Below are 25,584 nucleotides of genomic sequence, written 5' to 3' on the forward strand. Positions count from 1 at the left end.
TAGGTCATGGGTGGAAGCACGGCGACGTGTGGAGCTGAATGATACTAATCGGTCGAGGCTTTGATCTAGAAACGGTTTGAACTTGATGAGTCTTCAGTTTTCAGGGAACAATTCCCTTGTCTGGTGGCGATAGCGAAGCGGCCACACCCGTTCCCATGCCGAACACGGAAGTTAAGCGCTTCAGCGCCGAAAGTAGTTGGGGGTCTCCCCCTGTGAGGATAGGACGTTGCCAGGCCATATGAAGGACGATCAAGCACACGCTTGGTCGTCCTTTTGTTTCATGTATAATAAAACAAACTATTTTTAGAAAAAGCGTTGACTTTTTAATTAAACAGCGGTATTATAGTACTTGTCTGGTGGCGATAGCGAAGCGGTCACACCCGTTCCCATGCCGAACACGGAAGTTAAGCGCTTCAGCGCCGAAAGTAGTTGGGGGTCTCCCCCTGTGAGGATAGGACGTTGCCGGGCAATATGAAGGACGATCAAGCACATGCTTGGTCGTCCTTTTTTGTCGTTTATTTGAAACTTTATGGTGGATTTTATCGTACAACTAGACAAGGGTTACAGAAGAAAGGGAGTTACCACTATGAATGAATTATATGAACGCCAGTTGATACTTCAACAAAGCCTTGCTAAACGAGACCGATTAGCTCGTAAACTGAAAACTCTCGACAAACAAATTGTCGAACATGAGACCGTTCGAAAACAGTTGCTCAATACATTCACGAAAGAACAGCGTGATGTCTATGACTTAGAGACATTCTCACTCGTCAATGCGTGGCGTAAGTTGCGTGGAACGTTTAGCGAGCAACGTACGATTGAACTAGAAGAAGCGGCCCGGGCAGAATTCAAGCTACGAGAACACGAGGCGATGATTGATGAGTTAGTGCTTGAGCGTCGTGATTTGTATGAAACCTTTAAGGCATATAACGGAATCGATGCAAAATGGGAAGCGTTTATAAAAGAAAAAGAAGGTCACCTGAAGCAGGATCGTGACGTAAGAGAAGCGTTATACCGTCTCACGAATCAACAGGTAGAGACGACCGAAGCGATCATTGAATATAAAGAAGCCATTGCAGCTGGTAAGGATGCGCGAGCTGCCATCTCAAAGACGCTCAAACATCTCGATAGTGCGAAGAGTTGGTCGACATATGACACGTTCTTCGGGGGTGGCTTGATTGCGACAGCGATGAAACATGACGCGATCGATGCTTCTGAACGGAAGATGCATGAACTCCAATCCGCACTTGAGCGTTTCGCGCGTGAATTGACTGATGTGAAAGGAGTCGTCAGCGGCTTACACATCGAACGCGGATCACTCATTCAGTTCGCCGATTACTTCCTCGATGATATCTTTTCTGAATGGACGATGCACGGACGAATCAATGATTCACTCGACAAGGTGAACGGACTCGATCGCGAGATCGCCAAACTGATTGAGAAAATGACGAGAGATGTCGAGCGCATGGAACGACAACTCGAAGACATGGAAGAGAAACGGAAACAGCTCATCGTCACACGATGAGCTGTTTGATCATTCCGGCCGCTTCAGCCAGTGACGTAACCCTTTGCCGGCATGTGGTCCGTCTGCGTAGCGCGGGATGATGTGCAAGTGAGCATGGGGAACTGTCTGATTGGACGCTGTACCGACGTTCCAGCCGAGCGTATAGCCGTCAGGACCGTACGTCTCCTCTAGGAAAGACTTGGCGTCATGAAGCAAGGTGTATGTATCGCTCCATTCCGTCGGTGTTAACTCAAACGTTGTCGCCCGGTGCTGTTTCGGGACGATGACACCGGAACCGACGAGGACGTCTTGTTCGCGGTCATGCATCAGAAAGTAGCACGTGTCGTTCTCAGCGATGATGCGTTGGGACGGATCGAGATGTGGATGACAAAATGGACAGTTCGACATTGTATTGGTACACTTCCTTTCTGTGTATAGTGTATCAAAGGGGGATTTACTATGGAGCGATTCATTAATCAAATCATCGATCAAATTGATCTGAACGAACGGACGCTCATCGGGATTTCGGGTCACGGGGGTGCCGGGAAGACGACGTTCGCCAAACAGTTACAAACACGTCTCGGGGAGGTCAACTACATTAACACCGACCCGTATATCACGGACTCGACGCTTCGGAAGAGTGCGATAATCGACTATACGGTCGATGGGAAGGTGCATCACTATAAGATGACGGCTTGTCATCCGGCGGCGCATCACTTGTTGTCGCTCGAGCGGGACGTCCGGATGGTACGGGAAGGGGTCGGGTTTTATACGATGGATGTCCCGTATCTCGAACGGACGTGGATCGATCCCGAGAAGCAGGTCACCATCGTCGAGGGGATGAGCGTCGCCTTTCTCGATCCAAGGTATATGGATTTATCGGTCTATCTATATACAGATGGGGATACGGAGTTCGCCCGACGCGCTGCTCGTGACATAACGGAGCGAGGGATGGAGATGGAATACTTGAAAGCATCGCATGAAGAACGGCGTCTGCAATACGAGTTGTTCATGCATCCGTATCGCGACAACTTTCAAACGATCGTCTCGATCAGTGGTGACAGGTGGACGATTGAGAAAAGTCCATACAAAAACCGCTCATGAAGAGCGGTGGCTGCGTAGCGTATCTTGGATCCCGAGTCCGAGTCGGTCTTGTTCGTGCTCGAGTTGTTCCCAGGTGAGGGATCGGTGCCGGAGTTCGACGTCGGTCGCCATCGAGTCGAGCGTGCGCTGTCGTTCGATATTGTCGAGCCAGTAATAGACGTCGACCCCATTTTCATCCATGCGCCAGAATGATTTCACGACCTCGAACTCATCGGCCCAGTCGCCGACGGGCTTGAACCCATACTTCTCGACGAACGGATAAGGTCGTTCTTCACCGAGCGGGTCGATGACGTTACGGACGAACATGAGCTCGAGTCCGGCATGCTCGGTCGCCTCGAGCAATCGTTTCAACTCAGGGAGTGGTTCGATCTCGATGTTTTCGACGACGTCGAACCATACGCGTTTACCATCGGTGTCCCAAACAGTCGCTTCGACACTATAAGGGGCGCCCGATGTCGATGGGGCATACATCGTCAAGTCGAACGTGAACGGGATGTGTTCTTCTGCCCCGGGCTCAAGCACGGCCGTGAGGCGAATCGGGACTTCCTGAATGTCGGCCTCGCGGTTGAATTCGTTACCTTCAAGCGTGATGTCTTTGAACGTCGTCAGGAAGTTGAGCGTCAGTTCATGCAGACGGATCACTTTTGACGTCGGGTTCAAGACGCGAAGCGTCCCGTGAACGGTTTGCTTCGGCACGAACGGGATCGTATGGAAATAAACGGACGCATCTAACTCGGAAAAGAACCATTTTTTAAAGCGGTTGCCCCATTTCGACATGTCGGTCGCGCTCCTTTTCTGTTAATAAAGTTACACTCCTTTAAGTGTTCCCGATTCTAATTTCCAAAAAACATTAAGAAAAAGGTTGCATTTTATAACCGTCTCGCTTATTATAGAGGATGTCGAAACAATTCAAATCGTCGCGGGGTGGAGCAGTCTGGTAGCTCGTTGGGCTCATAACCCAAAGGTCGTTGGTTCAAATCCAGCCCCCGCAACCAATTTTTATTTAATTTCATATGTCGTCGCGGGGTGGAGCAGTCTGGTAGCTCGTTGGGCTCATAACCCAAAGGTCGTTGGTTCAAATCCAGCCCCCGCAACCAATTTTTAAATGAGATAGCGAAACGATGACGTTTCGTGTTTTTTTTTGCCTAAAATTGAGTGTACAATGAGTACGTATCGCTAGAATCGACTAAAGGAGAAACATCATGTATACATTGATTACCCATTCCGCGCCAGAGACGCAGGCCGTAGCGGAAAAGCTCGCCGCGCTCGTCAAAGCGGGAACGGTCATAACGCTTAACGGGGACCTCGGTGCCGGCAAGACGACGTTCACCCAAGGGTTCGCCAAAGGACTCGGCGTGACGCGTAACGTCAACAGCCCGACGTTCACCATCATGAAACAATACCAAGGGCGCTTGCCGCTCTACCATATGGACGTCTATCGTCTCGAGGACACCGGGGACGATATCGGTCTCGAAGAATACATTAATGGTGACGGCGTCGCCATCGTCGAATGGTCGAACTTGATAGAGTCGTCGCTACCGACCGAGCGGCTCGCGATCACGATCGAACGGACAGGCGACGAGGAACGTTCAATCACGTTCATACCGACTGGTGAAGCGTATGACACGCTCGTCAAGGAGGTGCTCGCATGAAGCAACTGATGATCGACACGGCGACGACACGTCTGTCCGTCGCCCTCAGTGAGAACGGAAGCATCCAGGCAGAAGCGACGGTCATGGTCTCGAAAAACCACGCCGTCACGCTCATGCCGATGATCGAACAGCTCATGGCGGCCGTCAAATGGACACCGACCGAGCTCGAACGCATCATCGTCACGACGGGACCTGGGTCTTACACCGGCATCCGCATCGGCGTGACGACGGCAAAGACAATCGCTTATACATTGAAACTCCCGCTCGTCGGCGTATCGGCGCTCCGCCTCATGGCGGCGGCCCCGAACACCGAACTTCCGGTCGTGTCACTCATTGACGCACGGCGCGGCAACGCCTATATCGGGCACTATCAACAAAACGCACAAGTCACGCCGGACAGTCACGCCTCGGTCGCCGATTGGCTACAAGCGAACATGACGGGACCGTTCGTCGTCGTCGGTGACGTCGAGCCGTTCCGTGACGTGCTTGCAGCATATGACTATACAGAAGCGCCGGCCGCCCACAGTTATGGTCGGGCCGGTGATCTCGTCGCTTTAGGTGAAGCGACGGCGGACGTGCACGCGTTCGAACCGGAATACCTTCGTCTCGCTGAGGCCGAGGCAAAATGGCTCGAGGGACAAAATAATGGCTGACATCAAAATCCGTCGGATGAACTGGCTCGATGTCGAAGAAGTCACGAAAGTTGAAGAGGCATCATTCGCCACCCCGTGGACGAAAGAAGCGTTCATGAACGAGATGCTCAAGAACGAGCAGGCGATTTATTTCGTCGCCGTCCATGAGCGCCGCATCATCGGGTTCATCGGCGTCTGGCAAATCGTCGACGAAGGGCATATCACGAACATCGCCGTCTTACCGGAATACCGGGGCCAAGGCGTCGGCAATATGCTCCTCACGCAGCTCGTCGAGTTCGCTCGTTCGAAGTCACTCGCCGCGCTCACGCTCGAGGTGCGCGTCTCAAACATCGGCGCCCAAAAATTATATGAACAGTTCGGCTTCGAGAACGCAGGTCGCCGGAAACGATACTATCAAGACAATAATGAAGACGCCTATATTTACTGGGCGAAGTTAGGAAGTGAATCACTATGAACACATCGCTCATTCTCGCGATCGAGTCGAGCTGTGATGAGACGTCGGTCGCCCTCATTCGTGACGGCAAGACGCTCTTATCGAACGTCGTCTCGTCGCAGATTGAAAGTCATAAACGGTTCGGCGGTGTCGTACCCGAGGTCGCCTCGCGTCACCACGTCGAGCGGATCACGTACGTCATCGATGACGCGCTTAGCGAAGCCGGTGTGACGATGGATGACGTCGACGCGGTCGCAGTCACGCAAGGACCAGGACTCGTCGGTGCCCTTCTCGTCGGGATCAGCGCGGCCAAAGCGCTCGCGTTCGCCCACAGTAAACCGCTCATCGGTGTCCATCACATCGCCGGACACATCTATGCGAATGAACTCGTCGAAGAGATGCAGTTCCCGCTCGTCTGTCTCGTCGTCTCAGGTGGCCACACCGAGCTTGTCTACATGCCGGAGCACGGTGTGTTCGAAGTCATCGGTGAGACACGTGACGATGCGGCTGGTGAGGCGTACGACAAAGTCGCCCGCACGCTCAGTCTCCCATATCCAGGTGGCCCGGCCATCGACCAGTTGGCAGCTAGCGGGGAAGACACGTATAAGTTCCCACGCGTCCGGCTCGAGGCCGGCAGTTTTGACTTCAGCTTCAGCGGACTCAAGTCGTCCGTCATCAACGCCGTCCATAACGCCGAACAACGCGGTGAGACGGTCGTACCAGAAAACTTGGCGGCGAGCTTCCAAGCGAGCGTCGTCGAGGTGCTAGTGGAGAAAGCGATCCGGGCCGTGAAAGAAAAAGGCGCGAAGCAGCTGCTCGTTGCCGGTGGGGTCGCGGCGAACCGTGGGCTCCGGGCCGCCCTCAAGGAAGCGACGGAACGGGAAGGCATCCGTCTCGTCATCCCGCCGCTCAATCTGTGCGGGGACAACGCCGGCATGATCGGTGTGGCGGCGCATCACGCGTATGTGCGCGGCAAGCGCGATACACTGGCGATGAATGCGGTTCCTGGGTTATCCTTAGAAGAGAGCATGACAGTCTAGGGGGAACAGAGAGATGACGAAACGTATCATCATTGGAGGGCTCATCGTATTGCTCGTCGTTGCGACGTTTTTGCAAGTACGTGAGATCATCCGCGCTTATAATATCGCTTATGTAGAAGAAATCGTCCCAGAAGAGACGCGGGTCCGTTCGCTGACGGGCGCTGATACGCTCGAAGGCATCACCCGTGTGACCGGTGAGAACACACTCGTCGACACGCTGTACGGTTATAAAAATTTAAATGACCAAGACATCACGAGTGTCATCGTCGTCGATCGTAACCTCGGCGTGCAGCCGAAAGCGAGCGACGCCTATTACGAGCTTTTCCCGGGCCGTGAGGCGACCGAGGAAGAGGCGGCCAAGTTTGATGCGCTCGTCAAGGAGTTCGATGAAGAGCAACTGTTCGCGCAAGTCATCTCGGCACATGAGGCCCGTTATGTGACGAACCGCGAAGAGACACTGACGTTCTATAAAGTATTCGTCCGTGACGTCGATACGAACGAGTACGTGTTCTTTATCACGGAAGACGGCATCAAGCTCGACTTCCACAAGCGCGGTTTCCAACCGTTGCGCTACTTCTAAGTTCAGCCAGAATAGCCTGTTCACTCGATACCGAAGTGAACAGGCTATTCGTATGTTGATCGTGTGAGAAAAGGGAGAGCGAGAATGAATAAACAAGAGGAGCCAAGTCTCGCATATCAGACCTGGCTCCTCTTGTTTATGTGAGCAGTAAAGGGGACACAAATGCTTTCGCAAACGCAATGCAAGCTTCTTTTTGCTCGTCTGTGTGGGGATCGAACTCGATTTTTAAACCAGGCGTGATGATGTTTCCTCCAGAAGCTAGGAGGGCGGCCTCAATCGTGTCGACAGCGGCACAATATTTCGGATAATCGGTGTCTCCCGAACCGAAGGCGGCGCAGGGAAGGCCGCTAAGTGTCGTCGTTTCCAAATCGTCGACAAAATCCTCTGCTTCATACGGTAAATCACCGTCACCCCACGTGTACGCACCAAGCAGTACGCCGTCGTAGTCACGTAATTCAGTGACCGATAATCCATCGAGCTCGGCGATGACGACCTCGTGGCCCATTTGCTCACATGTATCTTTTAACAGTTTGGCGATGTCTTCTGTATTCCCAGACATACTGACGTAACCGATTAATAGTTTCATGACCTCACCTCACCTCACCTATAAGATAATTGAAAATGATTCTCATTGTCAATCTCTGTTTTAAGAATAAGGAGGAGTGGGCTTTCTCGTTCGCACAGTCGGTAACAACCGACATAATAGACAAAAGCGCATGGTCCTCGATGAGGAATCATGCGCTTTTTTTAGGTTTCCTATAAGTCTCGCGATGCCACGTGTTGATCCGGCTGACCGTATAGACGAGGAGCGCGAGCACCCACATGAACAGTGTCTCTCGGTAAAAGTGGCCCCAGACCGAGCCGGGCGTATAAAAGCTATGCACCGTGACATCGACCGGCCAAATGACGAGCCGGATGAACAGGGTGCTCATGAGCAAGCCGCTGAACAGGCTGATGACGATACCGGACCATGTCTGGATGATGAACCCGACGACGATCGGCAGGAAATAAAACAAAATGATCGGGACGTTCGTCGCCTCGCCGCGGATGAGTTCCGAGATATACTCGGTCCCACTCGGCACGATGTAGACGAACCCGGTCAGGAACGCATGCATCCAATCGATCCGCATGGCACGGGAACGCATCATGAATGGAGTTCCTCCCATTCTGTGAACAGTTCCGTGATCGACTCTTTCGTCGCGTCGGACTCGGTCGACAGCTCTTGGGCGCGGGCGAAGTCGTTGAACACGTCCGGTTCGCATAACAGCTGCTCGATTTCTTCAAGCCGAGCTTCGTGGCGCTCGATTGTCAGCTCGATCTCTTCGACCCGCTGTTTTAGCCGGCGTTCTTCGCGTTGCTGCTCTTTGTCGGCGCGCTGTTTCTTGACGACGACTTGTTTCGTCTCCTCGCGGGCGAGCCGGGCGAGGTCCTCGAGCTCTTCTTTCTTCTCGACGTAATACGAGTAGTCGCCGAGGTACTCGTCGATGCCGTTCGGCGTGATCTCTAAGACACGCGTCGCGAGCCGGTCGATGAAGTAACGGTCGTGAGAGACGAACAGGATCGTCCCGGGATAGTCGACGAGCGCGTTCTCGAGGATCATCTTCGAGTCGAGGTCCAAGTGGTTCGTCGGCTCATCCAAGACGAGCAAGTTCGGCTGCTCGAGCTTGAGCTTGGCGAGCGTCAGCCGGGCCCGTTCGCCGCCGGAGAGTTCTTGGACGCGTTTCATGACGTCGTCCCCGCTGAACAAGAATTGGCCGAGCAGACTGCGGACTTCTTGCTCGCGCATGAGCGGCCAGTCGTTCCAAATCTCATCGATGACGCGGTTCGCGTCCGACAAGTTCTGTTGTTCCTGGTCGTAGTAGCCGATTTCGACGCCGGTACCGTAGCGGATGTCACCGGTCAGTGCCGGTTGTTGTTTCGTCAACACTTTGAGGAGCGTCGATTTGCCGACTCCGTTCGGGCCGACGAGGGCGACCGACTCGCCGCGTTGCAGTTGGAAACGCAAGTGTTGTGCGATCGGTTCCTCATAGCCGATGGCGAGGTCGCTGCCGCTCAACACATCGTTCCCGCTTTGGCGTTTGATCGAGAACGACAACACCGCGCTCCGTTCGTCACCGTCCGGCACGTCCATGCGGTCGATCTTCTCGAGGCGCTTGCGGACGCTTTGGGCGCGTTTCGTCGTCGTCGCCCGGGCGATGTTCCGTTGGATGAAGTCTTGCATCTTGGAGATCTCTTCTTGCTGCGACTCGAACTGTTTCTTCTCTTGCTCGTAAAGCGCGGCCTTCTGCTCGAGGAACTTTGTATAGTTCCCGACGAAGCGGCGGCTGCGGTTGCGTGACAGCTCGTAGACGACCGAGACGACGCGGTCGAGGAAGTAACGGTCGTGGGAGACGATGAGGACGGCACCTTTATAGCCGCTCAAATATTTCTCGAGCCAGCTGAGCGTCTCGATGTCCAAATGGTTCGTCGGCTCATCCAAGATGAGCAGGTCGGGGCTTTGCAACAGCATCTTCGCGAGGGCGAGACGTGTCCGCTGTCCGCCCGAGAGCGTATCGATCCGACGTTCGAAGTCGTCCGGATAAAACCGCATCCCGTGCAAGATCGAGCGGATCGTCGCTTCATACTGATAGCCGCCGCGGTCTTTGAACGTGTGCTGCTCCTCGTCATAAGCCGCGAGCAGACGCTCGTAGGCGGCCGGATCGTTCAAGATGCGCTCCGAGCCCATGTCTTGCTCCATCTGGCGGATTGTCTTCTCTTGTTCGATCAAGTCGGTGAAGACGGTGAGCATCTCGTTCCACATCGTCTCGTTCGACTCTAAACCTGAGTCTTGGGCGAGATAGCCGATCGTCACGTCTTTTGGCTTCATGATGTCGCCCGAGTCATAGTTGTACTCGCCGGCGATGACTTTTAACAGCGTCGACTTGCCGGCGCCGTTGCGGCCGACGAGGGCGACGCGTTCGCCTTCTTGGATTTCTAGTTTGACATTCTCTAAAATCGGCTCGACGCCGAACGATTTGGATAGGTTGTTGACTTGCAGTAGGATCAAGTGAAAAAACCCCTTTCTCTCTGTTTAGTATACTTTATTTCTTCCCCTTTTCAGGTATATTCATTGAGTGCTTATGTGAATTCGTTTACAATCAAGGTGTATGAAATCAGATTCGTTTGAAACGCGTCGTAAAAAGGAGGCTCTTTCCGTTGAGTCAAAACGAACCAAAGATTCCGCAAGCGACAGCCAAACGGTTGCCACTATACTATCGGTTTATCCAAAGCCTACATTCGTCAGGGAAACAGCGTGTCTCTTCTGCTGAACTGAGCGAGGCGGTCAAGGTCGATTCGGCAACGATTCGCCGTGACTTCTCATACTTCGGTGCGCTCGGTAAAAAGGGATATGGCTATAACGTACAGTATCTGTTAGAATTTTTCCGTAAGACGCTGAATCAAGACGAGATCACGAACGTCGCCTTGGTCGGGGTCGGTCATCTCGGGACAGCGTTCGTCAACTATAACTTCCTTAAAAACAATAACACACATATCGTCGTCGGGTTCGACGCAGACGAGACAAAAGTTGGCACGACGATGTCAGGTGTCCCGATTCATCACGTCGATGAGATGGAACAGATTATGAAGCAAAACAAAATCGATGTCGCCATCCTCACGGTCCCGTCCGCTTACGCGCAGCCGGTCGCCGATGATTTGGTCCGCTATGGCGTTCGAGGGATCTTGAACTTCACGCCGGCGCGATTGACTGTACCGGACACGGTCCGCGTCCATCATATCGACTTGTCGATCGAACTCCAGTCGCTCATTTACTTTATGCAACACTATCCATCCGCTGAGGGGGTCCATCAATAATGGAATTTCTACAATCATCACTCGTCGTCGGTATCCCAGGTGGCGTCAGTATTTTCGTCATCGCCATCATCGCGCTCATCCTCTTCGGGCCGAAGAAATTGCCAGAGTTCGGCCGGGCAGCGGGGCAGACGCTCCGTGAGTTCAAAAATGCCACGAACGGTATGATGAAAGAGCACGATGAGACCGACAAGAAAGAAATTGAGAAGAAAGAGCAGTAAGCCATGAGCCATCAACCTGATCAAGAACGGGCACTGTCCGATCACTTGACAGAGCTGCGGAGACGACTGATGCTGTCGGCATTTGTCGTCTTTGCCTTCTTTCTGATCGCTTTGCCGAGTGTCAAATACGTGCTCGCCTATCTGCAGGCGGACCTCGTCGAACGAGGGCTCGAGCTGAACGCCTTTGGGGTCGCGGACCCGCTCATGATTTACTTGAACTTGGCGCTCGTCATCGGGCTCGTCGCATCGGGTCCATTTCTACTGTATCAACTGTGGGCGTTCGTCGCACCTGGTCTGCATCCGAATGAACGAAAATGGACGCTCGCCTATATCCCGGTCATCTTTATCTTGTTCCTCATCGGTCTCGCATTCGCCTACTATTGGTTGTTCCCGCTCGTCCTCGATATCTCGACGGACCTCGGGCAAGACCTCGGTCTGACGCAAATCATCGGGGCGACGAACTATTTCACGTTCCTGTTGCAACTGACGATCCCGTTTGGACTGTTGTTCCAACTTCCGGTCGTGACGATGTTCTTGACGCGCATCGGTGTCGTGACGCCGTACTTCCTCTCAAAAATTCGGAAGTACGCCTACTTCGCCTTGTTCGTAATCGCGGCATTCATCACGCCGCCGGATTTGACGTCGCACCTCATGGTGTCGCTGCCGCTCTTCTTCTTATATGAGATCAGCTTATCGATCTCGCGTGTGACGTACCGCGGTGTGCTCCGACGTGAGAAAGAGGCGATGGTGAAAGAACAGATGGATTTGATGAAGCAAATGAATGAGAAGTGAACACTACGTCATGTGACGTGGTGTTTTTTTTAATTTTAGGGCTATTAAATTTTGAAAAAACAACTTAAAATTAGGAAGGTTGAATTAAAAATGGATTATTTTTGAAAGTTATGTATTCATAAACAGAAATGAGGAGAACGATGAACAAATGGTTATGGAGCATACTCGTTGTGCTCGTCATGGTGGCAGCGCCCGGATTAGACGTTCGGGCAGAGGGTTATGCCAAGCCTGAAGTCATTCCGGCAGGAGAAGTGGTAGGAAATAGTGAATATGTGTGGCGCTCAGGAGATCCTGAGACGCTCGTCCATGTGAAGACCGGTGAAGTCTATACATTACCGATTCGAGTGTCCGTCTTGCACAACATTCACGCAGTCGGGGACGGTCGATTTATTTTGGAAGGGTGGCAACAATGGATGGTATGGGATATCCATACCGATTCAGGTTCAAGCTTTCCGATTGAGCCGGGAAGCGGTCTGGATGCAGTCGTTGCGATCAATCAGTCGGCGGAAACAGTTTTATGGACCGACGACAAAAAATATGTCACCACGTCGATGGCAGGGGACATCCTCGGGTCGATCACTAAAGAGAGTATGTATGAAGCATACGGACTGCTCGACGACGGAAATGTCCTCGCATTCGTGGATGGCCAAATCACGAAACGGACAGTGACGGGTGAAGTGTTCGAGACGCTTGGTTCATATACGGGCCAGGTGAGGGGAGCGTCGTTGATCAAGGGAGCGAACCAGTGGGTCGTCACAAAATCCGGTGACTGGGAACATCTCAATATATTCGATATAGCGACGAAACGATGGATTGAGAAAGATGCGCCAGACGTAAGGAATCTAAGTTGGAAAGACGGCGTCTACTACTTCACGATTCGAAAGATGTACACGACGTTTTATGTCAGTTATAACGTGGCGACGAATGAGTGGCGAGAAGCGCCGATCGATGACGCGGACGTCCGACAGCACGGACCGTGGTATGTCTTTTCTGAAAACCGCACGGTAGGTTATACGCCGGAGTCGTTATGGAAAGCACCATGGAAACTGCTTGTCAACGTGCCGAAAACGACGGCACGTTATGAAGTAGGTCGTCCCTATGAAGTGAACGGAACCGTGACACTTGTCGATGGGACGGTTTTACCTGTCTCGGGTACCGAGTTGAAGGCCCGTTTAGCTTACCAAGACGATCCATTCGTCTGGGAGCAAGACAAACTGACGCTGCAGACGAATGGTTCTTATGACATGATTTTCGAGTGGAATGATTTGGACCGACGCTTAGATTTATGGGCGTCGAATTACGTACCCCTCACACTCGATCCACCGTCGGGCGTATTAGGTCCGATCAGTGGGAAGACGGCGCCGAACACGCCGGTGTTTGTCAGCGTGACGAAAAACTTGTATCAATCGAATTCATCGGATTCATTGTTGAACTATCAATCGACGACGGTCCAATCGGATGAATCAGGGCGCTATACGTGGCAACCTGCGCGTTGGTTCACACCGGGATCTCGCGTGACTGTGAAAATCGGTAGTAAGTCGGGCGTGTACGCCGAACCAATCGAACTTCAGACGGTCAAGGAGAGTGAGGACACGTCACCGAACGGCATCTCGGTTCTGACGAAAACGGTCACTTCAGGTGTCACGTTGAAAACGACGCCGAACGCCTCGGTGGATGTGTTGATTCGCAGTGGGAAATACTACGAAGTTTTGAATGAGCAGGCAGATGAGGACGGGCTCGTTTCGATTAAAGAGTTCAATACGATGCCTGTAGACACCGGAACAAAAGTCTACTACAAATTAAAAGAGGCACCCGCTTCAGCGTTCCGGCTCACAACCGTTGAGACAAGAGTGGAACCGCCTGTGTTTTCGTGGACTCGGACACCGTTGATGTATGACAAATCCATCAATGTCACATCGAGTACCGATCAGGCCTATCGCATTTATCGAAATGGTACGCATGTGGCGACAACACGCGCGATGCCGTACACGTTCGACACCCCACTGAAAGAAGGGGAGGTCATTCTCGTCACACGCTCGAGCGGCGATGCGACGTACCAACTCACGAAAAAGGTCCAAGCGTTCACACCGACGCTCAGTGTGACGGACACGCTGATGACGAAGACAGAGGCGACGCTCACGATCAAGAAGACGAGTACGGCGACTGTTCGATTTTACGTGAATGATAAGCTCGTCACGGCGAAACGTCTGTCGACGACGCGATACACGGTCCCGGCCAAACCGGGAGATGTGATTCGTGTCCGAGCGGCGGTCGGATCGAAGTCGCGTGACGTCTCGGTCAATTTGCCGAAGACATCGCTGTCGACGCTCTCAATCAACGATGAGAAGTCGCTTTGGGTCGGATACGTGATTCCGAACAGTACCGTCACGTTGAAGAACGGTTCGAAAGTACTTGCTACGGCGAAGGCAAGCAGTACCGGGCGAGTGACGCTCCGCTTCACCCGTCAGCCGATTAACGGGACGCTGTCCTTGACGAGTCAAGGAGGACTGTTCCGCCATGTGCAGACGTCGAAAGTGACTGTTGGTCCGACGCCTACACTCATGACAACGATTCCGTCGAGTGCGTCGAAGACACTCAAGGCGACTTCGAACGTCGCATACGGCACGTTGACGCTCACACGTGGCTCGACCGTCCTCACCAAGAAGACGGTGACGGCTACGTCGACGACGCTCAGTTTCGCCTCACAAAAGAAAGGGACGAAATTGACGCTCCGTCTCGTGACGCCGCAAGGTCGGAGTGTGACGAAAACAATTTATGTACGGTAATAGAGGAGCCATTCGCTGAAGCGGATGGCTTTTTTCTGAGATGGGGAATGTGACAAGAAAGTGATACGATGAAACCAATCAAACACAAGTCAGGGGGAGAAGCGATGGCTTGGGAATATTACGGGGACGCGCTCATCGTCACAGGGATGTTGACGACGGTGCTCTTACTCGTCGTGCTATCTTTTTTGAAGTTACTATACAGGCGGAGACTCGTCTTTCCGTTGACGCTCGTGGTGATGGGCTATGTCCTGTTCATGGTCGGGCTCGTCTTCGTCCGGGGCTGGGACGGGATGGGCTGGAGTTTGATCGGTTTCAGTTTGTACGTGATCGGGCTCGTCACCTATATCGGTGTCGTCATCTATCACTGGGTGAAAGCGAGACGCACGTCCAATTCATGATCAAAACCGTTCCGGTCGCGGAGCGGTTTTTTTGTCGTCATAACCGTCGTTCAAACTTTAGACATAATTACGTGAAAAACTGAGCAAAGGGATTGTCAAACCTTCTTGTGAAATAGTACACTAAGTTCAGAAAGCGAATGTGATATTTGTCACAAACACTAACTTGCCTACAACTCAAAGGAGAGACTACCATATGAAAATCGCAGTCATCGGATGTACACACGCAGGAACAGCAGCAGTCAAAGGCTTACTCGCCAAGCACGACAATCTCGACATCACCGTGTATGAGCGGAACGACAACGTCAGTTTCCTCTCGTGTGGGATCGCCCTCCACGTCGGCGGCGTCGTCAAACGCGCTGAAGAATTGTTCTACTCATCACCGACCGAGCTCGAAGAACTCGGCGCGACGATGCGCATGAAGCATGACGTGTTGAACATCGATGCGGAAGCGAAGACGGTCCACGCCAAAAACCTCGAGACGGGTGCAGACGTATATGACACGTTCGACCGTTTAATCGTGACGACAGGATCTTGGCCGATCGTCCCGACGCTGCCTGGCATCGAGATGACTGGGATCGAACTTTGCAAAAACTATGGTCACGCTCAGCGCATCATCGAGCGGGCTAAGGGTGCGACAAATATCGCCGTCATCGGTGCCGGCTATATCGGCGTCGAGCTCGTCGAGGCGTTCGAAGTGTACGGCAAGCACGTCACGTTCATCGACAGTGCTGACCGCATCTTGAACAAGTACCTCGACAAGTCGTTCACGGACCAACTTGAAGCCGACATGACGTCACGCGGTATCGACCTTGAGCTCAGCCAAACGGTCGAAGCGTTCCGCGGCACAGACGGAAACGTCACGCACGTCGTCACCGACAAAGGTGAGTTCGAAGCCGACCTCGTCATTCTATGTGTCGGTTTCCGCCCGAACACGGGACTGCTCGCAGGACAAGTCGACATGCTCGGCAACGGCGCCATCATCGTCGACGAATATATGCGCACGAGCAACCCGGACGTCTTCGCAGCTGGTGACAGCTGTGCCGTCTACTACAACCCGGCGCGCACACACGCCTACATCCCGCTCGCGACGAACGCCGTCCGCATGGGCACGCTCGTCGCCGAGAACCTCGTCACGCCACGTGTCCGTTACCAAGGGACGCAAGGGACGTCGGGACTTCGTCTCTATGACTGGAACATCGCTTCGTCAGGTCTCACGGAAGAAGCGGCCGGATTGTTCGGTCTCGACGTCGAGAGCGTCGTGATCGAGGACGCGTACCGTCCAGAGTTCATGCCGACGGCCGAACCGGTCCAGTTCAAACTCGTTTATGAAGTCGGCACACATCGTGTCGTCGGGGGGCAAGTGCTCTCGAAAGCGGACATGACGCAAGCGGTCAACACGCTGTCGCTCGCGATCCAAAACGAGATGACGGTCGAAGAGCTCGCCTACGTCGACTTCTTCTTCCAACCGCACTACAACAAGCCGTGGCACTTCATCAACAGTGGAGCGCTCGCGGCGATGAAAGACAAAGTCAACGCATAACGCAAAAGATTCGAAAGCAGCCGCTTTCGAATCTTTTTTTTATAGGTAACGTGGCGCGTCCTGCATCGAGTTGGCGAGGATGATGTAGACGAGGATGTTTCCGGGCATGATAAGAAAGAGTAACCGGACGCCGAGCGAGGACATGCCGAAGTACTCGGCGATGCCGCCGCAGACACCGGCGAGAGAACGGTCGGTCGCGGATTTTCGAAGAGCACGTTGCATAAAGTAGACTCCCATCTCGAATTTGATATGTAAATTTTACCATATGTGTAGTGAACTACTCACCACTTATTTGCTTCGCAACTTGAAGTGGGAGCTTCTTGGGAAGACCATGCTTTGACCAGCCACGGTTGTGGACCAAGCTCGTCGGGCAGTCCCTGCCCTGGGGTGTTTCAGTCGGCGAGACCCAACAGGTTGAGGCTCGCGTTGACGTCGCGGTCGTGGTGCGCGCCGCATGCGGCGCATGTCCACTCGCGGACGTGCAGGTCCTTCTTGCCGCCGTTCTCGCCGCAGGCCGAACAGACCTGGGTCGAGGCGAACCACGGATCGGCTTGAACGAGCGTCCGGCCGTGGAACCTGCATTTATAGGCGAGCTGGCGGACGAACTCGCCCCACCCGGCGTCCCCGATCGACTTCGCCAGGCGGCGGTCCTGCATCATCTCCCTCGGCTTCAGCGTCTCGACCACGACGACTTGGTTCTCGTCGACGATGCGTCTAGACAGCTTGTGGAGGAAGTCGTGCCGTCGGTTCTTGACCTGCTCGTGTTTCTTCGCGAGGACGAGCCGGGCCTTCTCGCGGTTCCGGCTGCCGGGCTTCTTGCGGGAGAGCGCACGCTGCGTGCGTTTGAGCCGCGCCTCGGCCTTTCGTAGGTTGCGCGGGTTCGCGATCTTCTCCGTGACGAGCGCGTCGTTCGTCATGACGGCGAAGTGCCCGAGGCCGAGGTCGATCCCGATCTTGTGCTCGGCCGGGACCCACGGCTCGTCGTCCTGCTCGACGAGGAGCGACACGAAGAACTTGCCCGTCTTCGTCATCGACACGGTCGCAGAGCGGATGGCCCCGTCGAAGATTCGGTGCTGTGTGAAGCGGATGAACCCGACCTTCGGGAGCCGGACCCGGTCCCCCTCGATGCGGATCGTGCCGTGCTGGTTGTTCGTCGTGTAGGAGGCGCGCGATTTCCGTCTCGACTTAAACACCGGAAAGCCGGCCGTCCCGGCGAAGAACTTCGCGAACGCCGCGTCGAGGTGAAGCTTCGCGTTGGCGAGCGCGAGGCTGTCCGCCTCGGCGAGGAACGGGAACAGGGGCTTGTAGGAGGCCGGCGTCGGCGGCTTCCGCTTCGGCCCGCCGTTCGCCTTCGCCTCCTCGTGGAGGGCGATGCGGTCCTCGAGCAGCTTGTTGTAGACGAACCGGGCACAGCCGATCGTCCTGACCAGAAAATCGGCCTGTTCCGCCGTCGGGTGGAGCCTGTATTTGTAGCCCTTCAGCATGTCTCCCCCTCCTCTCGGCCGATGATCGTGATGAACGCCTTCCTCATCCGATACCCGCGACGGGGGAAGGGAAATCTGACGGAATTACGAACTTATGTTCGTCATATCTGTCACAGGGGTGGCCAAGAGGTTTATGTACGGGCGATTCATCTCCCACCTACGTTGGGCCTCGCCCCAGACGCTTAGAGGTGGGAGAATTCTCGCTTAATTATGTTAAAAAAAGCGCGCCGACTTGGCGCGCTTTTGCTTATTTTAAGATGGTGACGAGTTCGTCGAGTACTTCGTTGGCTGACAAGACGCCGCCTGACGTGTTCCACGTATCGTCGCTCACTTCGGTCACTTCACCGGCCTTGACGGCTTTCAAGTCTTTCCAAAGCTGGTTCGACTGCCATTCTTCGGCCGTCTTCGATCCGTCCGCACCACCGTATGTGAAGTAGACGATATGGTCGCCGTCCATTTCGGGGATGCGTTCCAACGTGACTTCTTCAGCGAATTCCGTGCGGTCTTGTGACGCTGGGCGTTTGACGCCGACGTCGCCTAAGATGACGCCTGAGAAGCTGTCCGTGAAGTAGATGCGTGACGCGCCAGGAAGGAAACGTACGACCGACAGTTCTTTGTTCACAGCGTCGCCGAGCTCGGCTTTCGTGTCTTCGACGTGTTGGTCGTAGTCGGCTAACACATCTTTTCCTTTGTCTTCGAGGTTGAGGGCGTTCGCGTAAAGCGCGAAGTTCTCTTGCCAGTCGCCTTTAAGCGTCTCTGACATGACCGTCGGTGCGATCGCGTTCAGCTTGTCATAGATGTTCTCTTGGCGAAGCTTCGTACCGATGATGAGGTCTGGCTCGAGTTTCGCGATCGCCTCGAGGTTGACCTCGCTCTCTGTCCCGACTTCCGTCACATCTGTCATCTCAGACTCGATGTGCGGGTACCACGGGTCACCGTTCCATGACTTGACGGCACCGACTTGTTTGACACCGAGGGCGATCAACGCCTCGGTCCCTTCGTTCGTCAAGACGACGACGCGTTTCGGTTCTGTTGGGACTTCAGCCGTGCCCATGGCGTGCTCGACCGTGCGCGTCGCTGCTTCTTCTGATTCGTTCGAGTTGCTCGCCTCTTCCGACCCGCCGCAAGCAGCGAGGACAACGGTCAGACAGAGCGTGAGTAACGCTAATGTAAGTTTTTTCATATGGATAAAGTCTCCTCTGTATAGTAAGTTTTCCTTCCCGACTATAAGTGATAATGATTATCACTGTCAACCCCTTTTTCTAACAGCGAGATTTTGCTATGGTAGGGGAGGAAAGAAGTGAGGAAATGATGAAACCGTGGATCAAACTATTTGCCTTGATCATCGCATTACCAATCTTGAGTTATATCAGTTTACGGGTCGGCGTCATCCCGGTCGGTCACGAAGACGTGCTCGGCTTAGGTGGTGACGTATCCTCTAAGGCGATGATCGCCTTAGAGGACAATCGGATTCCGCGGACCGCCGTCGCCCTCGTCGTCGGGAGTGTCCTCGGCTTGGCCGGACTCTTGTTTCAACTCGTGACGCGCAACCCGCTCGCGTCACCCGATATTTTGGCCGTCAACGCCGGGGCGAGTCTCGCCATCGTGCTCGTGACGCTGTTCGGGTTCAGCAGTATCGCCTCGTTCACGACGGCCGCACTCATTGGAGCTTTTATCGCCGGTGTCATCGTCTATCTCCTCAGCGCGAACGGTGGCAACGTCATGTATATGACGCTCGCCGGCGCATCGCTCGCGGCGCTGTTCAGTTCGTTCACCCAATCGATTATCGCGTATGAGGAAGGGGCGCTCGACGAAGTGCTATTTTGGCTGACCGGGTCAGTCGCAGGACGATCGCTGACGCTCGTGACGACGCTCTTGCCATGGATGATTGGCGCGACCGTGCTCGTCATCTTCATCAGTAAAGAACTTGAGACGTTGTCGCTCGGTGATCAAGTCGCCCGTTCGCTCGGTCAAAACGTTGGGGTTGTGAAGTTCGTCGCCGTGACGCTCGCCGTCGTCTTGTCGGCGTTCGGTGTCGCGCTGGCCGGTCCGATCGCTTTTGTCGGATTGCTCGCCCCGCACCTTGCTAGGTACATGTTCGGTACGGCGTTTTTCGCGAGGTTGCTCGGGAGCGCCCTGCTCGGAAGTGTACTGTTGCTCGCGGCCGATATTTTCGGACGTATCATTTTATTCCCCCGCGAAGTCACGGTCGGTGTCGTGCTCGCCGTCATCGGTGGAGCTTTCTTCATCTATCTCGTCAGTGCTAGACAAGGAGTCTTTAAGTCATGAAATCATACAGTTTTCGAAAAGGACCGTTCTCGTTCACGCTCAGGAGGCGTGAAGTCGTCTTGGCGGTTGCTTTACTTGTCGGTCTCATCATTGCCATTTATTTAGGTCTCGCCATCGGAGAAACGTTTTTGACGCCGTGGTCACTCGGGGCACTCTTCGTCGGATCGGGTGACGCGTTCGCGGAGCTCATCGTCTACGAGTTCCGGATGCCGCGCGTGCTCATGGCGATCACCGCCGGGGCTTGTCTCGCCGTCAGCGGGCATTTGTTACAGTTGACCATTAAAAACGAACTCGCCTCACCCGAGATTTTCGGGATCGTCGGCGGGGCCGGGGTGGCGACGGCGACGTTCTTTACCGTCTTCACCGACGAGCGGACGAATCAGTTGTCCGTCCCGCTCGCCTATATCCCGTTCGCCTCATTTGCCGGGGCACTCGTGGTCGGGGCGTTTTTGTTTTATTTATTGAAGCGCGGCGTCCCGCCGGTCCGACTCGCACTCATCGGGATCGGGATCAGCATCTTCTCGCAAGGGCTCGTCCAGTTCATGATGCTCGCCTCGAACGTCTATCGGAAGAACGATATTCAACAATGGTTGACCGGTACAGTGTACGCAGCGACGTGGAAGCAACTGACGATCATGGTCCCGCTCGCGATCTTATTTTTACTCGCTGCTTTCTTGATTGAACGGCACGTCCGGCCGCTCCACATCAGTGAGGCGGTCGCGACGAGCATCGGGGTGCCGGTGCGCGGGATCCAGCGGGGGACGCTCTTGTTGTCGTGTTTACTCGCCGGCATCGGTGTCGCCTTCGTCGGCGCCATCGGCTTCGTCGGACTGATGGCGCCGCATATCGCCCGCCAAGGATTGAAACTGCCTTATGTTTGGGCGACGCTCCTCGTCGGGGCGACAATCGTCGTGTTGGCGGACGCGATCGGGCGGACGATCTTTTATCCGTATGAGCTCCGGACCGGTGTGATGACAGCCGTCATCGGTGCGCCGTACTTCTTCTATTTACTTCGCCGTATGATGAAAGGAAGCATGAGATGAATACATTTGATTTACAGCAAGTCGCCATCGGCTATGAACAGAAGACGGTGCTCGACGATTTGACGTTCTCGATCCCACACGGAAAGATCACCGTGCTCATCGGCGCGAACGGGTGCGGGAAGTCGACGCTTTTATCGACGCTCGCGAGGCAGCGCGACGCTTTAGCAGGCACGGTCTCGTTCCGCGATAAGCCGCTCGACGCTTACCGGGCGAAGGAAGCGGCCCGGCTCATGGCGTTCATGCCGCAAGTGAACGTCGCTCCGGACGGCCTGACCGTCGAACAGCTCGTCCGCTTCGGCCGCTATCCGTACCAGACGTTCTTCAAGCGCTATTCGGAAGACGATGAGCGCGCCGTCGAGCGGGCGCTCGCCTTCACAGACACGGTCTCGCTTCGAGACACGCTCGTCAGCAACTTGTCGGGTGGGCAGAAGCAGCGCGTCTGGATCGCCCTCGCGCTTGCCCAAGAGTCGGAGACGATCCTTCTCGATGAGCCGACGACGTACCTCGACATGTCGCACCAAATCGAGATCCTCGACTTGATGTACCGGTTGAACCGGTTGGAAGGCAAGACGATCATCATGGTGCTCCACGACTTGCATCTCGCTTGTCGTTACGCTGATCACGTCATCGCACTCGCGGGCGGCAACGTCTACCGTCAAGGCGATCCGAACGACGTCGTCGATGAGACGTTCATGAAAGACGTCTTCGGCTTAAAAGTCGTCGTCACGAAAGACCCGCTGTACGGGACGCCGCTCTGTATCCCGTACTCGCATTATGAATTGAATGAGAAACATCCTTGAACGCCTAGTCTTCGGACTAGGTTTTTTTTCGTCTGAACCCGGGGAAGAACTAAAGGAAAGCTGATGTGTCCCTGTATGTGTAAAAGGAGGAGCCGACATGAGTAAGAAGGAAAAACAGCCGTACCATATCGTCACGTTCACGTTTCCAGAAGAGGCGATTTCGTATCAGGCGTTCAGCAAGTTGAAAAAGTATCACGCCGACGGGCTTATCGGGTTCGAACAACTCGTCGTCATCAAGCGCGAGGACAACGGGGCGTTTTCATTTGAGGACGCGGTGCAGTTGAAACCGGTGACGAAGTCGACGAAAGGCGCGTTGATCGGGATGGCGGTTGGTATCCTCGGGGGACCGTTCGGAATTCTGTTCGGGACGCTCACCGGCGGACTGATCGGTGGGACGAAAGATTTGAAACACGTCCAAAGCATTCAAGAGACGTTCAAACGGACCGTCGGCAACATCGAGCCCGGGCAGACCGGTGTGATGGGGATTGGGGAAGAGTTTGACCATTCGGTGCTCGACGGGCTCGCAAGCGAACTCGGTGGGACGATTACGCGGACGGACGAAGAATTATAAGGGGGACTCGATACATGAAGATCGGGATATTAGGAGCCGGCAAGGTCGGGCGGACGCTCGGCCGCAAGTTCGAGGACGTCGGCTATGACGTGTTATACGGGACTCGGACGGAACGAGAGGGAACGATGTCGCTCCAAGAAGTAGCGTCAAACAGTGACGTTCTGTTACTGACGACACCGTTCGCGGCGGCGATCGATTTGATTCAGTCGCTCCGGGATTTGAACGACAAGATCGTTATCGATGTGACGAACCCGATCGCGAAAGAGTTTGACGCGATTGAGCGGCCGGATGGGAAGTCGGGGGCCGAACATCTGCAGGACTTGGCCCCGCACGTCCGCATCGTCAAGGCGTTCAACCAGACCGGGGTCGAGAACTTGGAGAATCCGAACAAGTCGATGATGTTTATCGCCGGGGACGATCAGGAGGCGGTCCGGGCCGTTCAAGGCTTGGCCTCGAAGATCGGCTTCGACGCGCATACGCTCCACCACTTGAAGCTCGCCCGTGAACTCGAGTCGCTCGCCTGGCTATGGATTCATTACGCGACGAAAGAGCGGAAACATCGCAATTTCGCATTCTACTTAAAAGAGAATAGTTTCTAACCAAAAGACGGCCGCGTGCTTGCGTGGCTGTCTTGTTATAGATTGAGGCGGTCGGTATGGTTATAATGATGGCGAACGCTATTTTAGCTGTAGGAGGAAACGTATGGGCTTTGCCATTTTGACGTTTATCGTCGCATTCATCCACATCATCGCGGGAGCGGTCGTGTTACATAAGTATCCGCAGTATAAATCGATCGCCATCAGCGTGATTGTCCTTGGCTTCATGTATGGACTATTGACGGTCGGGTTTATCGTGTTATAAAGCATATGAGACCGGTAAAGCGACAGCTTGACCGGTCTTTTGTCGTCAGGAACTGTGGTTGAAGTCTCCAGATAACGTGAATAGACCAAAGAGTGTCGTTGTCTGTTTTTGAACGGAAGGAGTCCTGTTATGTGTACAGCCATCACGTATTCGACAAAAGACCATTATTTCGGACGCAATCTTGACCTGAACGTCTCTTATCACGAGCAAGTGACGATCACGCCCAGGAACTATCCCTTTAAATATAGACGAGTTGGCGATGCCCCTCATCATTACGCGATGATCGGGATGGCGACAATCGTCGACGACTATCCGCTCTATTATGATGCGACAAATGAATCTGGTCTCAGTATGGCCGGTCTTAATTTTCCGGGCAACGCCGACTTCAAACCGGAAGCGAGCGGGTTAGACAATGTGTCTCCGTTCGAGTTCATCCCGTGGATACTCGGAAAGTGTGCCACGGTGGGCGAGGCGAAGCAACGACTCGAGACGATCAACTTAGTCAACATCGATTTCAGCAATGAACTGCGGCTGCATCCGCTCCATTGGATGATTGCCGACCAACAGCAGTCGATTGTCGTGGAACCACTTAAAAACGGGTTGCGTGTGTACGACAATCCGGTCGGCGTATTGACGAACAATCCTTCGTTCGACTATCAACTGTTCAATTTGAACGACTACCGCCATCTGTCGACGAAGCTACCGGACAACACGTTTGCGAAAGCACTCGAGCTCGAACCGTATTGCCTCGGCTTAGGCGGTCATGGGTTACCCGGGGACTTATCGTCGACGTCGCGATTCGTACGAGCGACGTTCGCCAAATTCAACTCGGTCTCCGGGCAGGCCGAGTCCGAGAGCGTCAGCCAGTTCTTCAAGCTGTTGGACACCGTGATGCAGACACGGGGGCTGAACGAGGCAGCAGATGGGACGTTCGAATATACGACCTACTCGTCTTGCTGCAATATGGACCGAGGCATCTACTACTATCAAACGTATGAGAACAGCCAGATCACGGCCGTGTCGCTGTTCAATGAAGACTTAGACGGGACGCGGCTGATTGTTTACCCGCTCGTCACCGGGCAACAGATTCATTACGCGAACTGACAACAAGCCCTCTTGCCCAGCAGAAAGCTGAAGCGAGAGAGCTTGTGTGTTATAGAGCGGAGGTTTATCGTTCGTGTTGCCAATTTTCGTATAGACGCTCAGTCTCTTACGTTTTTACACAGTCGTCGTTTGCTTCTGTGTACCATTTTTATGTCTACGCTGCCTCAAATGTATTCTGAGTGCACGATAGTCTTTTATGTTCACCTATCTAGTTATTAAAAACAGTATCATTCTACCAAATAGTAAATCATCATAACTTCGTTTTTTTGCCTAGTGCTGTAGAGAGCATCCAGATTTCTTTTTCAAGTTGTTCGATGTGTGATACAAAAGTATCCTCGATGGCTTCATCTCCATCTTCGAATTGCTCCATGGCTTCTTGCATCTCTTTACGAATCGCTTTAAAGTCCTCGATTATTTCTTCAATCATCATATCCGTAGAATTATTACGGTCACCTTCATTTAACGTTGCATGATCAAGGTATTCTCTCATCGTTGCGTAAGGTGTTCCATCATTCATAAGAAGACGCTCAGCCACGTCATCATAAAGTTCAGCGGTTAATTTGTATAGTTCCTCCAACTTTTCATGATATGTGAAAAAGTGTGGGCCGCTAATATACCAATGGTAGTTGTGTAATTTGACATAGAGTAGTCCGTAGTTCGCAACTTCTTTGTTCAGTGTGTCCAATGCAATCTGACTTGCCATCATAAATTCCTCCAATGCATTTTTATCCATCTCTTAACAAACACATTTAAAAAAGCTGTCATCTCGATTATTATGCGATTTAAACATTCAAGGGCAACGAGAGTGTTACACATAAAAAACGAATTTCTGACAACTCTTTGGTACCCATTATATCCATATCGATAACGGCTTGGCTCA

At 53.6% G+C, this 25,584-nt stretch carries 29 protein-coding genes, 2 tRNA genes and 2 rRNA genes; 24 read left to right on the plus strand and 9 right to left on the minus strand.

The features are described from left to right. Positions 1 to 119 precede the first annotated feature (119 nt). The 3 genes from rrf (BJU60_RS11385) (at position 120) to BJU60_RS11395 (ending at position 1,525) form a co-directional block, all read left to right on the plus strand. Positions 120 to 235: ribosomal RNA gene (gene rrf, locus BJU60_RS11385) — 5S ribosomal RNA — on the plus strand. A 117-nt stretch (positions 236 to 352) separates the two neighbouring features. After that, a 5S ribosomal RNA gene (rrf, locus tag BJU60_RS11390) occupies positions 353 to 468 on the plus strand. 118 nt (positions 469 to 586) lie between these two features. Then, on the plus strand, positions 587 to 1,525 hold the full coding sequence (locus BJU60_RS11395; protein WP_070328984.1) for a hypothetical protein: 939 nt from the start codon (positions 587 to 589) through the stop codon (positions 1,523 to 1,525). Positions 1,526 to 1,534: 9 nt separating this feature from the next. Here the strand turns inward: BJU60_RS11395 and BJU60_RS11400 are convergent, their stop codons facing one another. After that, the gene (locus tag BJU60_RS11400; RefSeq protein WP_070328985.1) at positions 1,535 to 1,912 is read right to left on the minus strand and encodes an HIT family protein; all 378 of its coding nucleotides are present in this window, start codon (positions 1,910 to 1,912) and stop codon (positions 1,535 to 1,537) included. A gap of 51 nt (positions 1,913 to 1,963) precedes the next feature. Here BJU60_RS11400 and BJU60_RS11405 point away from each other — a divergent pair, with 51 nt between their 5' ends. Next, positions 1,964 to 2,608: a uridine kinase family protein gene (locus tag BJU60_RS11405; RefSeq protein WP_070328986.1), complete on the plus strand. Its 645-nt coding sequence runs from the start codon at positions 1,964 to 1,966 to the stop codon at positions 2,606 to 2,608. Here the strand turns inward: BJU60_RS11405 and BJU60_RS11410 are convergent. Beyond that, positions 2,603 to 3,385 carry a sporulation protein gene (locus BJU60_RS11410; protein ID WP_016509933.1) on the minus strand — a complete coding sequence of 261 codons (783 nt, stop codon included), beginning with the start codon at positions 3,383 to 3,385 and terminating at the stop codon, positions 2,603 to 2,605. The genes BJU60_RS11405 and BJU60_RS11410 overlap by 6 nt on opposite strands. Positions 3,386 to 3,526: 141 nt before the next feature. Here BJU60_RS11410 and BJU60_RS11415 point away from each other — a divergent pair. The 7 genes from BJU60_RS11415 to BJU60_RS11445 all read left to right on the plus strand — a co-directional run bounded on the left by BJU60_RS11415 (position 3,527) and on the right by BJU60_RS11445 (position 6,966). Then, positions 3,527 to 3,603: transfer RNA gene (locus BJU60_RS11415), tRNA-Met, on the plus strand. Between the two features lie 25 nt (positions 3,604 to 3,628). Next, a tRNA-Met gene (locus BJU60_RS11420) sits at positions 3,629 to 3,705 on the plus strand. 105 nt (positions 3,706 to 3,810) lie between these two features. Beyond that, the gene (gene tsaE / locus BJU60_RS11425) at positions 3,811 to 4,260 is read left to right on the plus strand and encodes a tRNA (adenosine(37)-N6)-threonylcarbamoyltransferase complex ATPase subunit type 1 TsaE (RefSeq protein WP_070328987.1); all 450 of its coding nucleotides are present in this window, start codon (positions 3,811 to 3,813) and stop codon (positions 4,258 to 4,260) included. Further along, positions 4,257 to 4,913 carry a tRNA (adenosine(37)-N6)-threonylcarbamoyltransferase complex dimerization subunit type 1 TsaB gene (tsaB, locus tag BJU60_RS11430; protein ID WP_070328988.1) on the plus strand — a complete coding sequence of 219 codons (657 nt, stop codon included), beginning with the start codon at positions 4,257 to 4,259 and terminating at the stop codon, positions 4,911 to 4,913. Before tsaE ends, tsaB begins: the two co-directional genes overlap by 4 nt. After that, positions 4,906 to 5,367, plus strand: coding sequence for a ribosomal protein S18-alanine N-acetyltransferase (gene rimI, locus BJU60_RS11435; protein WP_070328989.1), 462 nt, complete (start codon positions 4,906 to 4,908; stop codon positions 5,365 to 5,367). The genes tsaB and rimI overlap by 8 nt, the downstream gene beginning before the upstream one ends. Next, complete coding sequence (gene tsaD, locus BJU60_RS11440; RefSeq protein WP_070328990.1) at positions 5,364 to 6,386, plus strand: tRNA (adenosine(37)-N6)-threonylcarbamoyltransferase complex transferase subunit TsaD; 1,023 nt, start codon at positions 5,364 to 5,366, stop codon at positions 6,384 to 6,386. Before rimI ends, tsaD begins: the two co-directional genes overlap by 4 nt. Positions 6,387 to 6,399: 13 nt before the next feature. Continuing rightward, positions 6,400 to 6,966: a hypothetical protein gene (locus BJU60_RS11445; RefSeq protein ID WP_016509915.1), complete on the plus strand. Its 567-nt coding sequence runs from the start codon at positions 6,400 to 6,402 to the stop codon at positions 6,964 to 6,966. A gap of 136 nt (positions 6,967 to 7,102) precedes the next feature. Here the strand turns inward: BJU60_RS11445 and BJU60_RS11450 are convergent, their stop codons facing one another. The 3 genes from BJU60_RS11450 to BJU60_RS11460 form a co-directional block, all read right to left on the minus strand. Continuing rightward, positions 7,103 to 7,552, minus strand: a complete 450-nt coding sequence (locus BJU60_RS11450; RefSeq protein WP_070328991.1) for a flavodoxin — start codon at positions 7,550 to 7,552, stop codon at positions 7,103 to 7,105. 148 nt (positions 7,553 to 7,700) lie between these two features. Continuing rightward, entirely contained in the window at positions 7,701 to 8,114 is a 414-nt protein-coding gene (locus BJU60_RS11455) for a hypothetical protein (RefSeq protein WP_254281695.1), read from the minus strand. Continuing rightward, complete coding sequence (locus BJU60_RS11460; protein ID WP_070328992.1) at positions 8,111 to 10,012, minus strand: ABC-F family ATP-binding cassette domain-containing protein; 1,902 nt, start codon at positions 10,010 to 10,012, stop codon at positions 8,111 to 8,113. The genes BJU60_RS11455 and BJU60_RS11460 overlap by 4 nt, the downstream gene beginning before the upstream one ends. 149 nt (positions 10,013 to 10,161) lie before the next feature. On the opposite strand from BJU60_RS11460, the gene BJU60_RS11465 reads away from it, so the two are divergent. The 6 genes from BJU60_RS11465 to BJU60_RS11490 all read left to right on the plus strand — a co-directional run bounded on the left by BJU60_RS11465 (position 10,162) and on the right by BJU60_RS11490 (position 16,552). Further along, on the plus strand, positions 10,162 to 10,818 hold the full coding sequence (locus BJU60_RS11465; RefSeq protein WP_070328993.1) for a redox-sensing transcriptional repressor Rex: 657 nt from the start codon (positions 10,162 to 10,164) through the stop codon (positions 10,816 to 10,818). Then, the gene (locus tag BJU60_RS11470; protein WP_016509907.1) at positions 10,818 to 11,036 is read left to right on the plus strand and encodes a twin-arginine translocase TatA/TatE family subunit; all 219 of its coding nucleotides are present in this window, start codon (positions 10,818 to 10,820) and stop codon (positions 11,034 to 11,036) included. The genes BJU60_RS11465 and BJU60_RS11470 overlap by 1 nt, the downstream gene beginning before the upstream one ends. Positions 11,037 to 11,039: 3 nt before the next feature. Then, entirely contained in the window at positions 11,040 to 11,828 is a 789-nt protein-coding gene (tatC, locus tag BJU60_RS11475) for a twin-arginine translocase subunit TatC (protein WP_070328994.1), read from the plus strand. Between the two features lie 140 nt (positions 11,829 to 11,968). Further along, positions 11,969 to 14,614, plus strand: a complete 2,646-nt coding sequence (locus BJU60_RS11480; protein WP_070328995.1) for a hypothetical protein — start codon at positions 11,969 to 11,971, stop codon at positions 14,612 to 14,614. Between the two features lie 104 nt (positions 14,615 to 14,718). Beyond that, a complete protein-coding gene (locus BJU60_RS11485; RefSeq protein WP_070328996.1) occupies positions 14,719 to 15,012 on the plus strand; it encodes a YesK family protein in 294 nt (97 codons plus the stop codon). 193 nt (positions 15,013 to 15,205) lie between these two features. Beyond that, complete coding sequence (locus BJU60_RS11490) at positions 15,206 to 16,552, plus strand: FAD-dependent oxidoreductase (RefSeq protein ID WP_070328997.1); 1,347 nt, start codon at positions 15,206 to 15,208, stop codon at positions 16,550 to 16,552. Positions 16,553 to 16,591: 39 nt separating this feature from the next. On the opposite strand, the gene BJU60_RS11495 is transcribed toward BJU60_RS11490, so the two are convergent. From BJU60_RS11495 to BJU60_RS11505, 3 genes are all read right to left on the minus strand, one after another. Then, positions 16,592 to 16,774, minus strand: coding sequence for a PspC domain-containing protein (locus tag BJU60_RS11495; RefSeq protein ID WP_035386443.1), 183 nt, complete (start codon positions 16,772 to 16,774; stop codon positions 16,592 to 16,594). Positions 16,775 to 16,944: 170 nt separating this feature from the next. Beyond that, positions 16,945 to 18,036, minus strand: a complete 1,092-nt coding sequence (locus tag BJU60_RS11500) for an RNA-guided endonuclease TnpB family protein (RefSeq protein ID WP_070328998.1) — start codon at positions 18,034 to 18,036, stop codon at positions 16,945 to 16,947. Positions 18,037 to 18,283: 247 nt separating this feature from the next. Further along, complete coding sequence (locus BJU60_RS11505) at positions 18,284 to 19,219, minus strand: ABC transporter substrate-binding protein (RefSeq protein WP_070328999.1); 936 nt, start codon at positions 19,217 to 19,219, stop codon at positions 18,284 to 18,286. A 128-nt stretch (positions 19,220 to 19,347) separates the two neighbouring features. Here BJU60_RS11505 and BJU60_RS11510 point away from each other — a divergent pair, with 128 nt between their 5' ends. From BJU60_RS11510 to bsh, 7 genes are all read left to right on the plus strand, one after another. Further along, entirely contained in the window at positions 19,348 to 20,325 is a 978-nt protein-coding gene (locus BJU60_RS11510; protein ID WP_254281696.1) for a FecCD family ABC transporter permease, read from the plus strand. Continuing rightward, positions 20,322 to 21,368 carry a FecCD family ABC transporter permease gene (locus tag BJU60_RS11515; RefSeq protein ID WP_016509927.1) on the plus strand — a complete coding sequence of 349 codons (1,047 nt, stop codon included), beginning with the start codon at positions 20,322 to 20,324 and terminating at the stop codon, positions 21,366 to 21,368. Before BJU60_RS11510 ends, BJU60_RS11515 begins: the two co-directional genes overlap by 4 nt. Beyond that, entirely contained in the window at positions 21,365 to 22,168 is an 804-nt protein-coding gene (locus BJU60_RS11520; RefSeq protein WP_070329001.1) for an ABC transporter ATP-binding protein, read from the plus strand. Before BJU60_RS11515 ends, BJU60_RS11520 begins: the two co-directional genes overlap by 4 nt. Before the next feature lie 97 nt (positions 22,169 to 22,265). Continuing rightward, positions 22,266 to 22,739 (plus strand): hypothetical protein, encoded by a 474-nt coding sequence (locus BJU60_RS11525; protein WP_016509926.1) that lies wholly within the window; start codon positions 22,266 to 22,268, stop codon positions 22,737 to 22,739. Further along, positions 22,736 to 23,338: an NADPH-dependent F420 reductase gene (locus BJU60_RS11530; protein WP_254281701.1), complete on the plus strand. Its 603-nt coding sequence runs from the start codon at positions 22,736 to 22,738 to the stop codon at positions 23,336 to 23,338. The genes BJU60_RS11525 and BJU60_RS11530 overlap by 4 nt, the downstream gene beginning before the upstream one ends. Before the next feature lie 103 nt (positions 23,339 to 23,441). Continuing rightward, positions 23,442 to 23,600, plus strand: coding sequence for a hypothetical protein (locus BJU60_RS15265; RefSeq protein ID WP_016509914.1), 159 nt, complete (start codon positions 23,442 to 23,444; stop codon positions 23,598 to 23,600). A gap of 129 nt (positions 23,601 to 23,729) precedes the next feature. Next, the gene (bsh, locus tag BJU60_RS11535) at positions 23,730 to 24,704 is read left to right on the plus strand and encodes a choloylglycine hydrolase (protein ID WP_070329003.1); all 975 of its coding nucleotides are present in this window, start codon (positions 23,730 to 23,732) and stop codon (positions 24,702 to 24,704) included. 250 nt (positions 24,705 to 24,954) lie between these two features. On the opposite strand, the gene BJU60_RS11540 is transcribed toward bsh, so the two are convergent. Continuing rightward, on the minus strand, positions 24,955 to 25,437 hold the full coding sequence (locus BJU60_RS11540; RefSeq protein WP_236635990.1) for a Dps family protein: 483 nt from the start codon (positions 25,435 to 25,437) through the stop codon (positions 24,955 to 24,957). Positions 25,438 to 25,584 lie beyond the last annotated feature (147 nt).

The organism is Exiguobacterium aurantiacum (assembly GCF_001766415.1).
GTDB classification, from domain to species: Bacteria; Bacillota; Bacilli; order Exiguobacteriales; family Exiguobacteriaceae; genus Exiguobacterium; species Exiguobacterium aurantiacum_A.

Coding starts and splice junctions, on each gene's coding strand:
- BJU60_RS11395 (WP_070328984.1), top strand. CDS start 587: ATGAATGAATTATATGAACGCCAGTTGATACTTCAACAAAGCCTTGCT.
- BJU60_RS11400 (WP_070328985.1), bottom strand. CDS start 1,912: ATGTCGAACTGTCCATTTTGTCATCCACATCTCGATCCGTCCCAACGC.
- BJU60_RS11405 (WP_070328986.1), top strand. CDS start 1,964: ATGGAGCGATTCATTAATCAAATCATCGATCAAATTGATCTGAACGAA.
- BJU60_RS11410 (WP_016509933.1), bottom strand. CDS start 3,385: ATGTCGAAATGGGGCAACCGCTTTAAAAAATGGTTCTTTTCCGAGTTA.
- tsaE (WP_070328987.1), top strand. CDS start 3,811: ATGTATACATTGATTACCCATTCCGCGCCAGAGACGCAGGCCGTAGCG.
- tsaB (WP_070328988.1), top strand. CDS start 4,257: ATGAAGCAACTGATGATCGACACGGCGACGACACGTCTGTCCGTCGCC.
- rimI (WP_070328989.1), top strand. CDS start 4,906: ATGGCTGACATCAAAATCCGTCGGATGAACTGGCTCGATGTCGAAGAA.
- tsaD (WP_070328990.1), top strand. CDS start 5,364: ATGAACACATCGCTCATTCTCGCGATCGAGTCGAGCTGTGATGAGACG.
- BJU60_RS11445 (WP_016509915.1), top strand. CDS start 6,400: ATGACGAAACGTATCATCATTGGAGGGCTCATCGTATTGCTCGTCGTT.
- BJU60_RS11450 (WP_070328991.1), bottom strand. CDS start 7,552: ATGAAACTATTAATCGGTTACGTCAGTATGTCTGGGAATACAGAAGAC.
- BJU60_RS11455 (WP_254281695.1), bottom strand. CDS start 8,114: ATGATGCGTTCCCGTGCCATGCGGATCGATTGGATGCATGCGTTCCTG.
- BJU60_RS11470 (WP_016509907.1), top strand. CDS start 10,818: ATGGAATTTCTACAATCATCACTCGTCGTCGGTATCCCAGGTGGCGTC.
- tatC (WP_070328994.1), top strand. CDS start 11,040: ATGAGCCATCAACCTGATCAAGAACGGGCACTGTCCGATCACTTGACA.
- BJU60_RS11480 (WP_070328995.1), top strand. CDS start 11,969: ATGAACAAATGGTTATGGAGCATACTCGTTGTGCTCGTCATGGTGGCA.
- BJU60_RS11485 (WP_070328996.1), top strand. CDS start 14,719: ATGGCTTGGGAATATTACGGGGACGCGCTCATCGTCACAGGGATGTTG.
- BJU60_RS11490 (WP_070328997.1), top strand. CDS start 15,206: ATGAAAATCGCAGTCATCGGATGTACACACGCAGGAACAGCAGCAGTC.
- BJU60_RS11495 (WP_035386443.1), bottom strand. CDS start 16,774: ATGCAACGTGCTCTTCGAAAATCCGCGACCGACCGTTCTCTCGCCGGT.
- BJU60_RS11500 (WP_070328998.1), bottom strand. CDS start 18,036: ATGCTGAAGGGCTACAAATACAGGCTCCACCCGACGGCGGAACAGGCC.
- BJU60_RS11505 (WP_070328999.1), bottom strand. CDS start 19,219: ATGAAAAAACTTACATTAGCGTTACTCACGCTCTGTCTGACCGTTGTC.
- BJU60_RS11510 (WP_254281696.1), top strand. CDS start 19,348: ATGAAACCGTGGATCAAACTATTTGCCTTGATCATCGCATTACCAATC.
- BJU60_RS11515 (WP_016509927.1), top strand. CDS start 20,322: ATGAAATCATACAGTTTTCGAAAAGGACCGTTCTCGTTCACGCTCAGG.
- BJU60_RS11520 (WP_070329001.1), top strand. CDS start 21,365: ATGAATACATTTGATTTACAGCAAGTCGCCATCGGCTATGAACAGAAG.
- BJU60_RS11525 (WP_016509926.1), top strand. CDS start 22,266: ATGAGTAAGAAGGAAAAACAGCCGTACCATATCGTCACGTTCACGTTT.
- BJU60_RS15265 (WP_016509914.1), top strand. CDS start 23,442: ATGGGCTTTGCCATTTTGACGTTTATCGTCGCATTCATCCACATCATC.
- bsh (WP_070329003.1), top strand. CDS start 23,730: ATGTGTACAGCCATCACGTATTCGACAAAAGACCATTATTTCGGACGC.
- BJU60_RS11540 (WP_236635990.1), bottom strand. CDS start 25,437: ATGGATAAAAATGCATTGGAGGAATTTATGATGGCAAGTCAGATTGCA.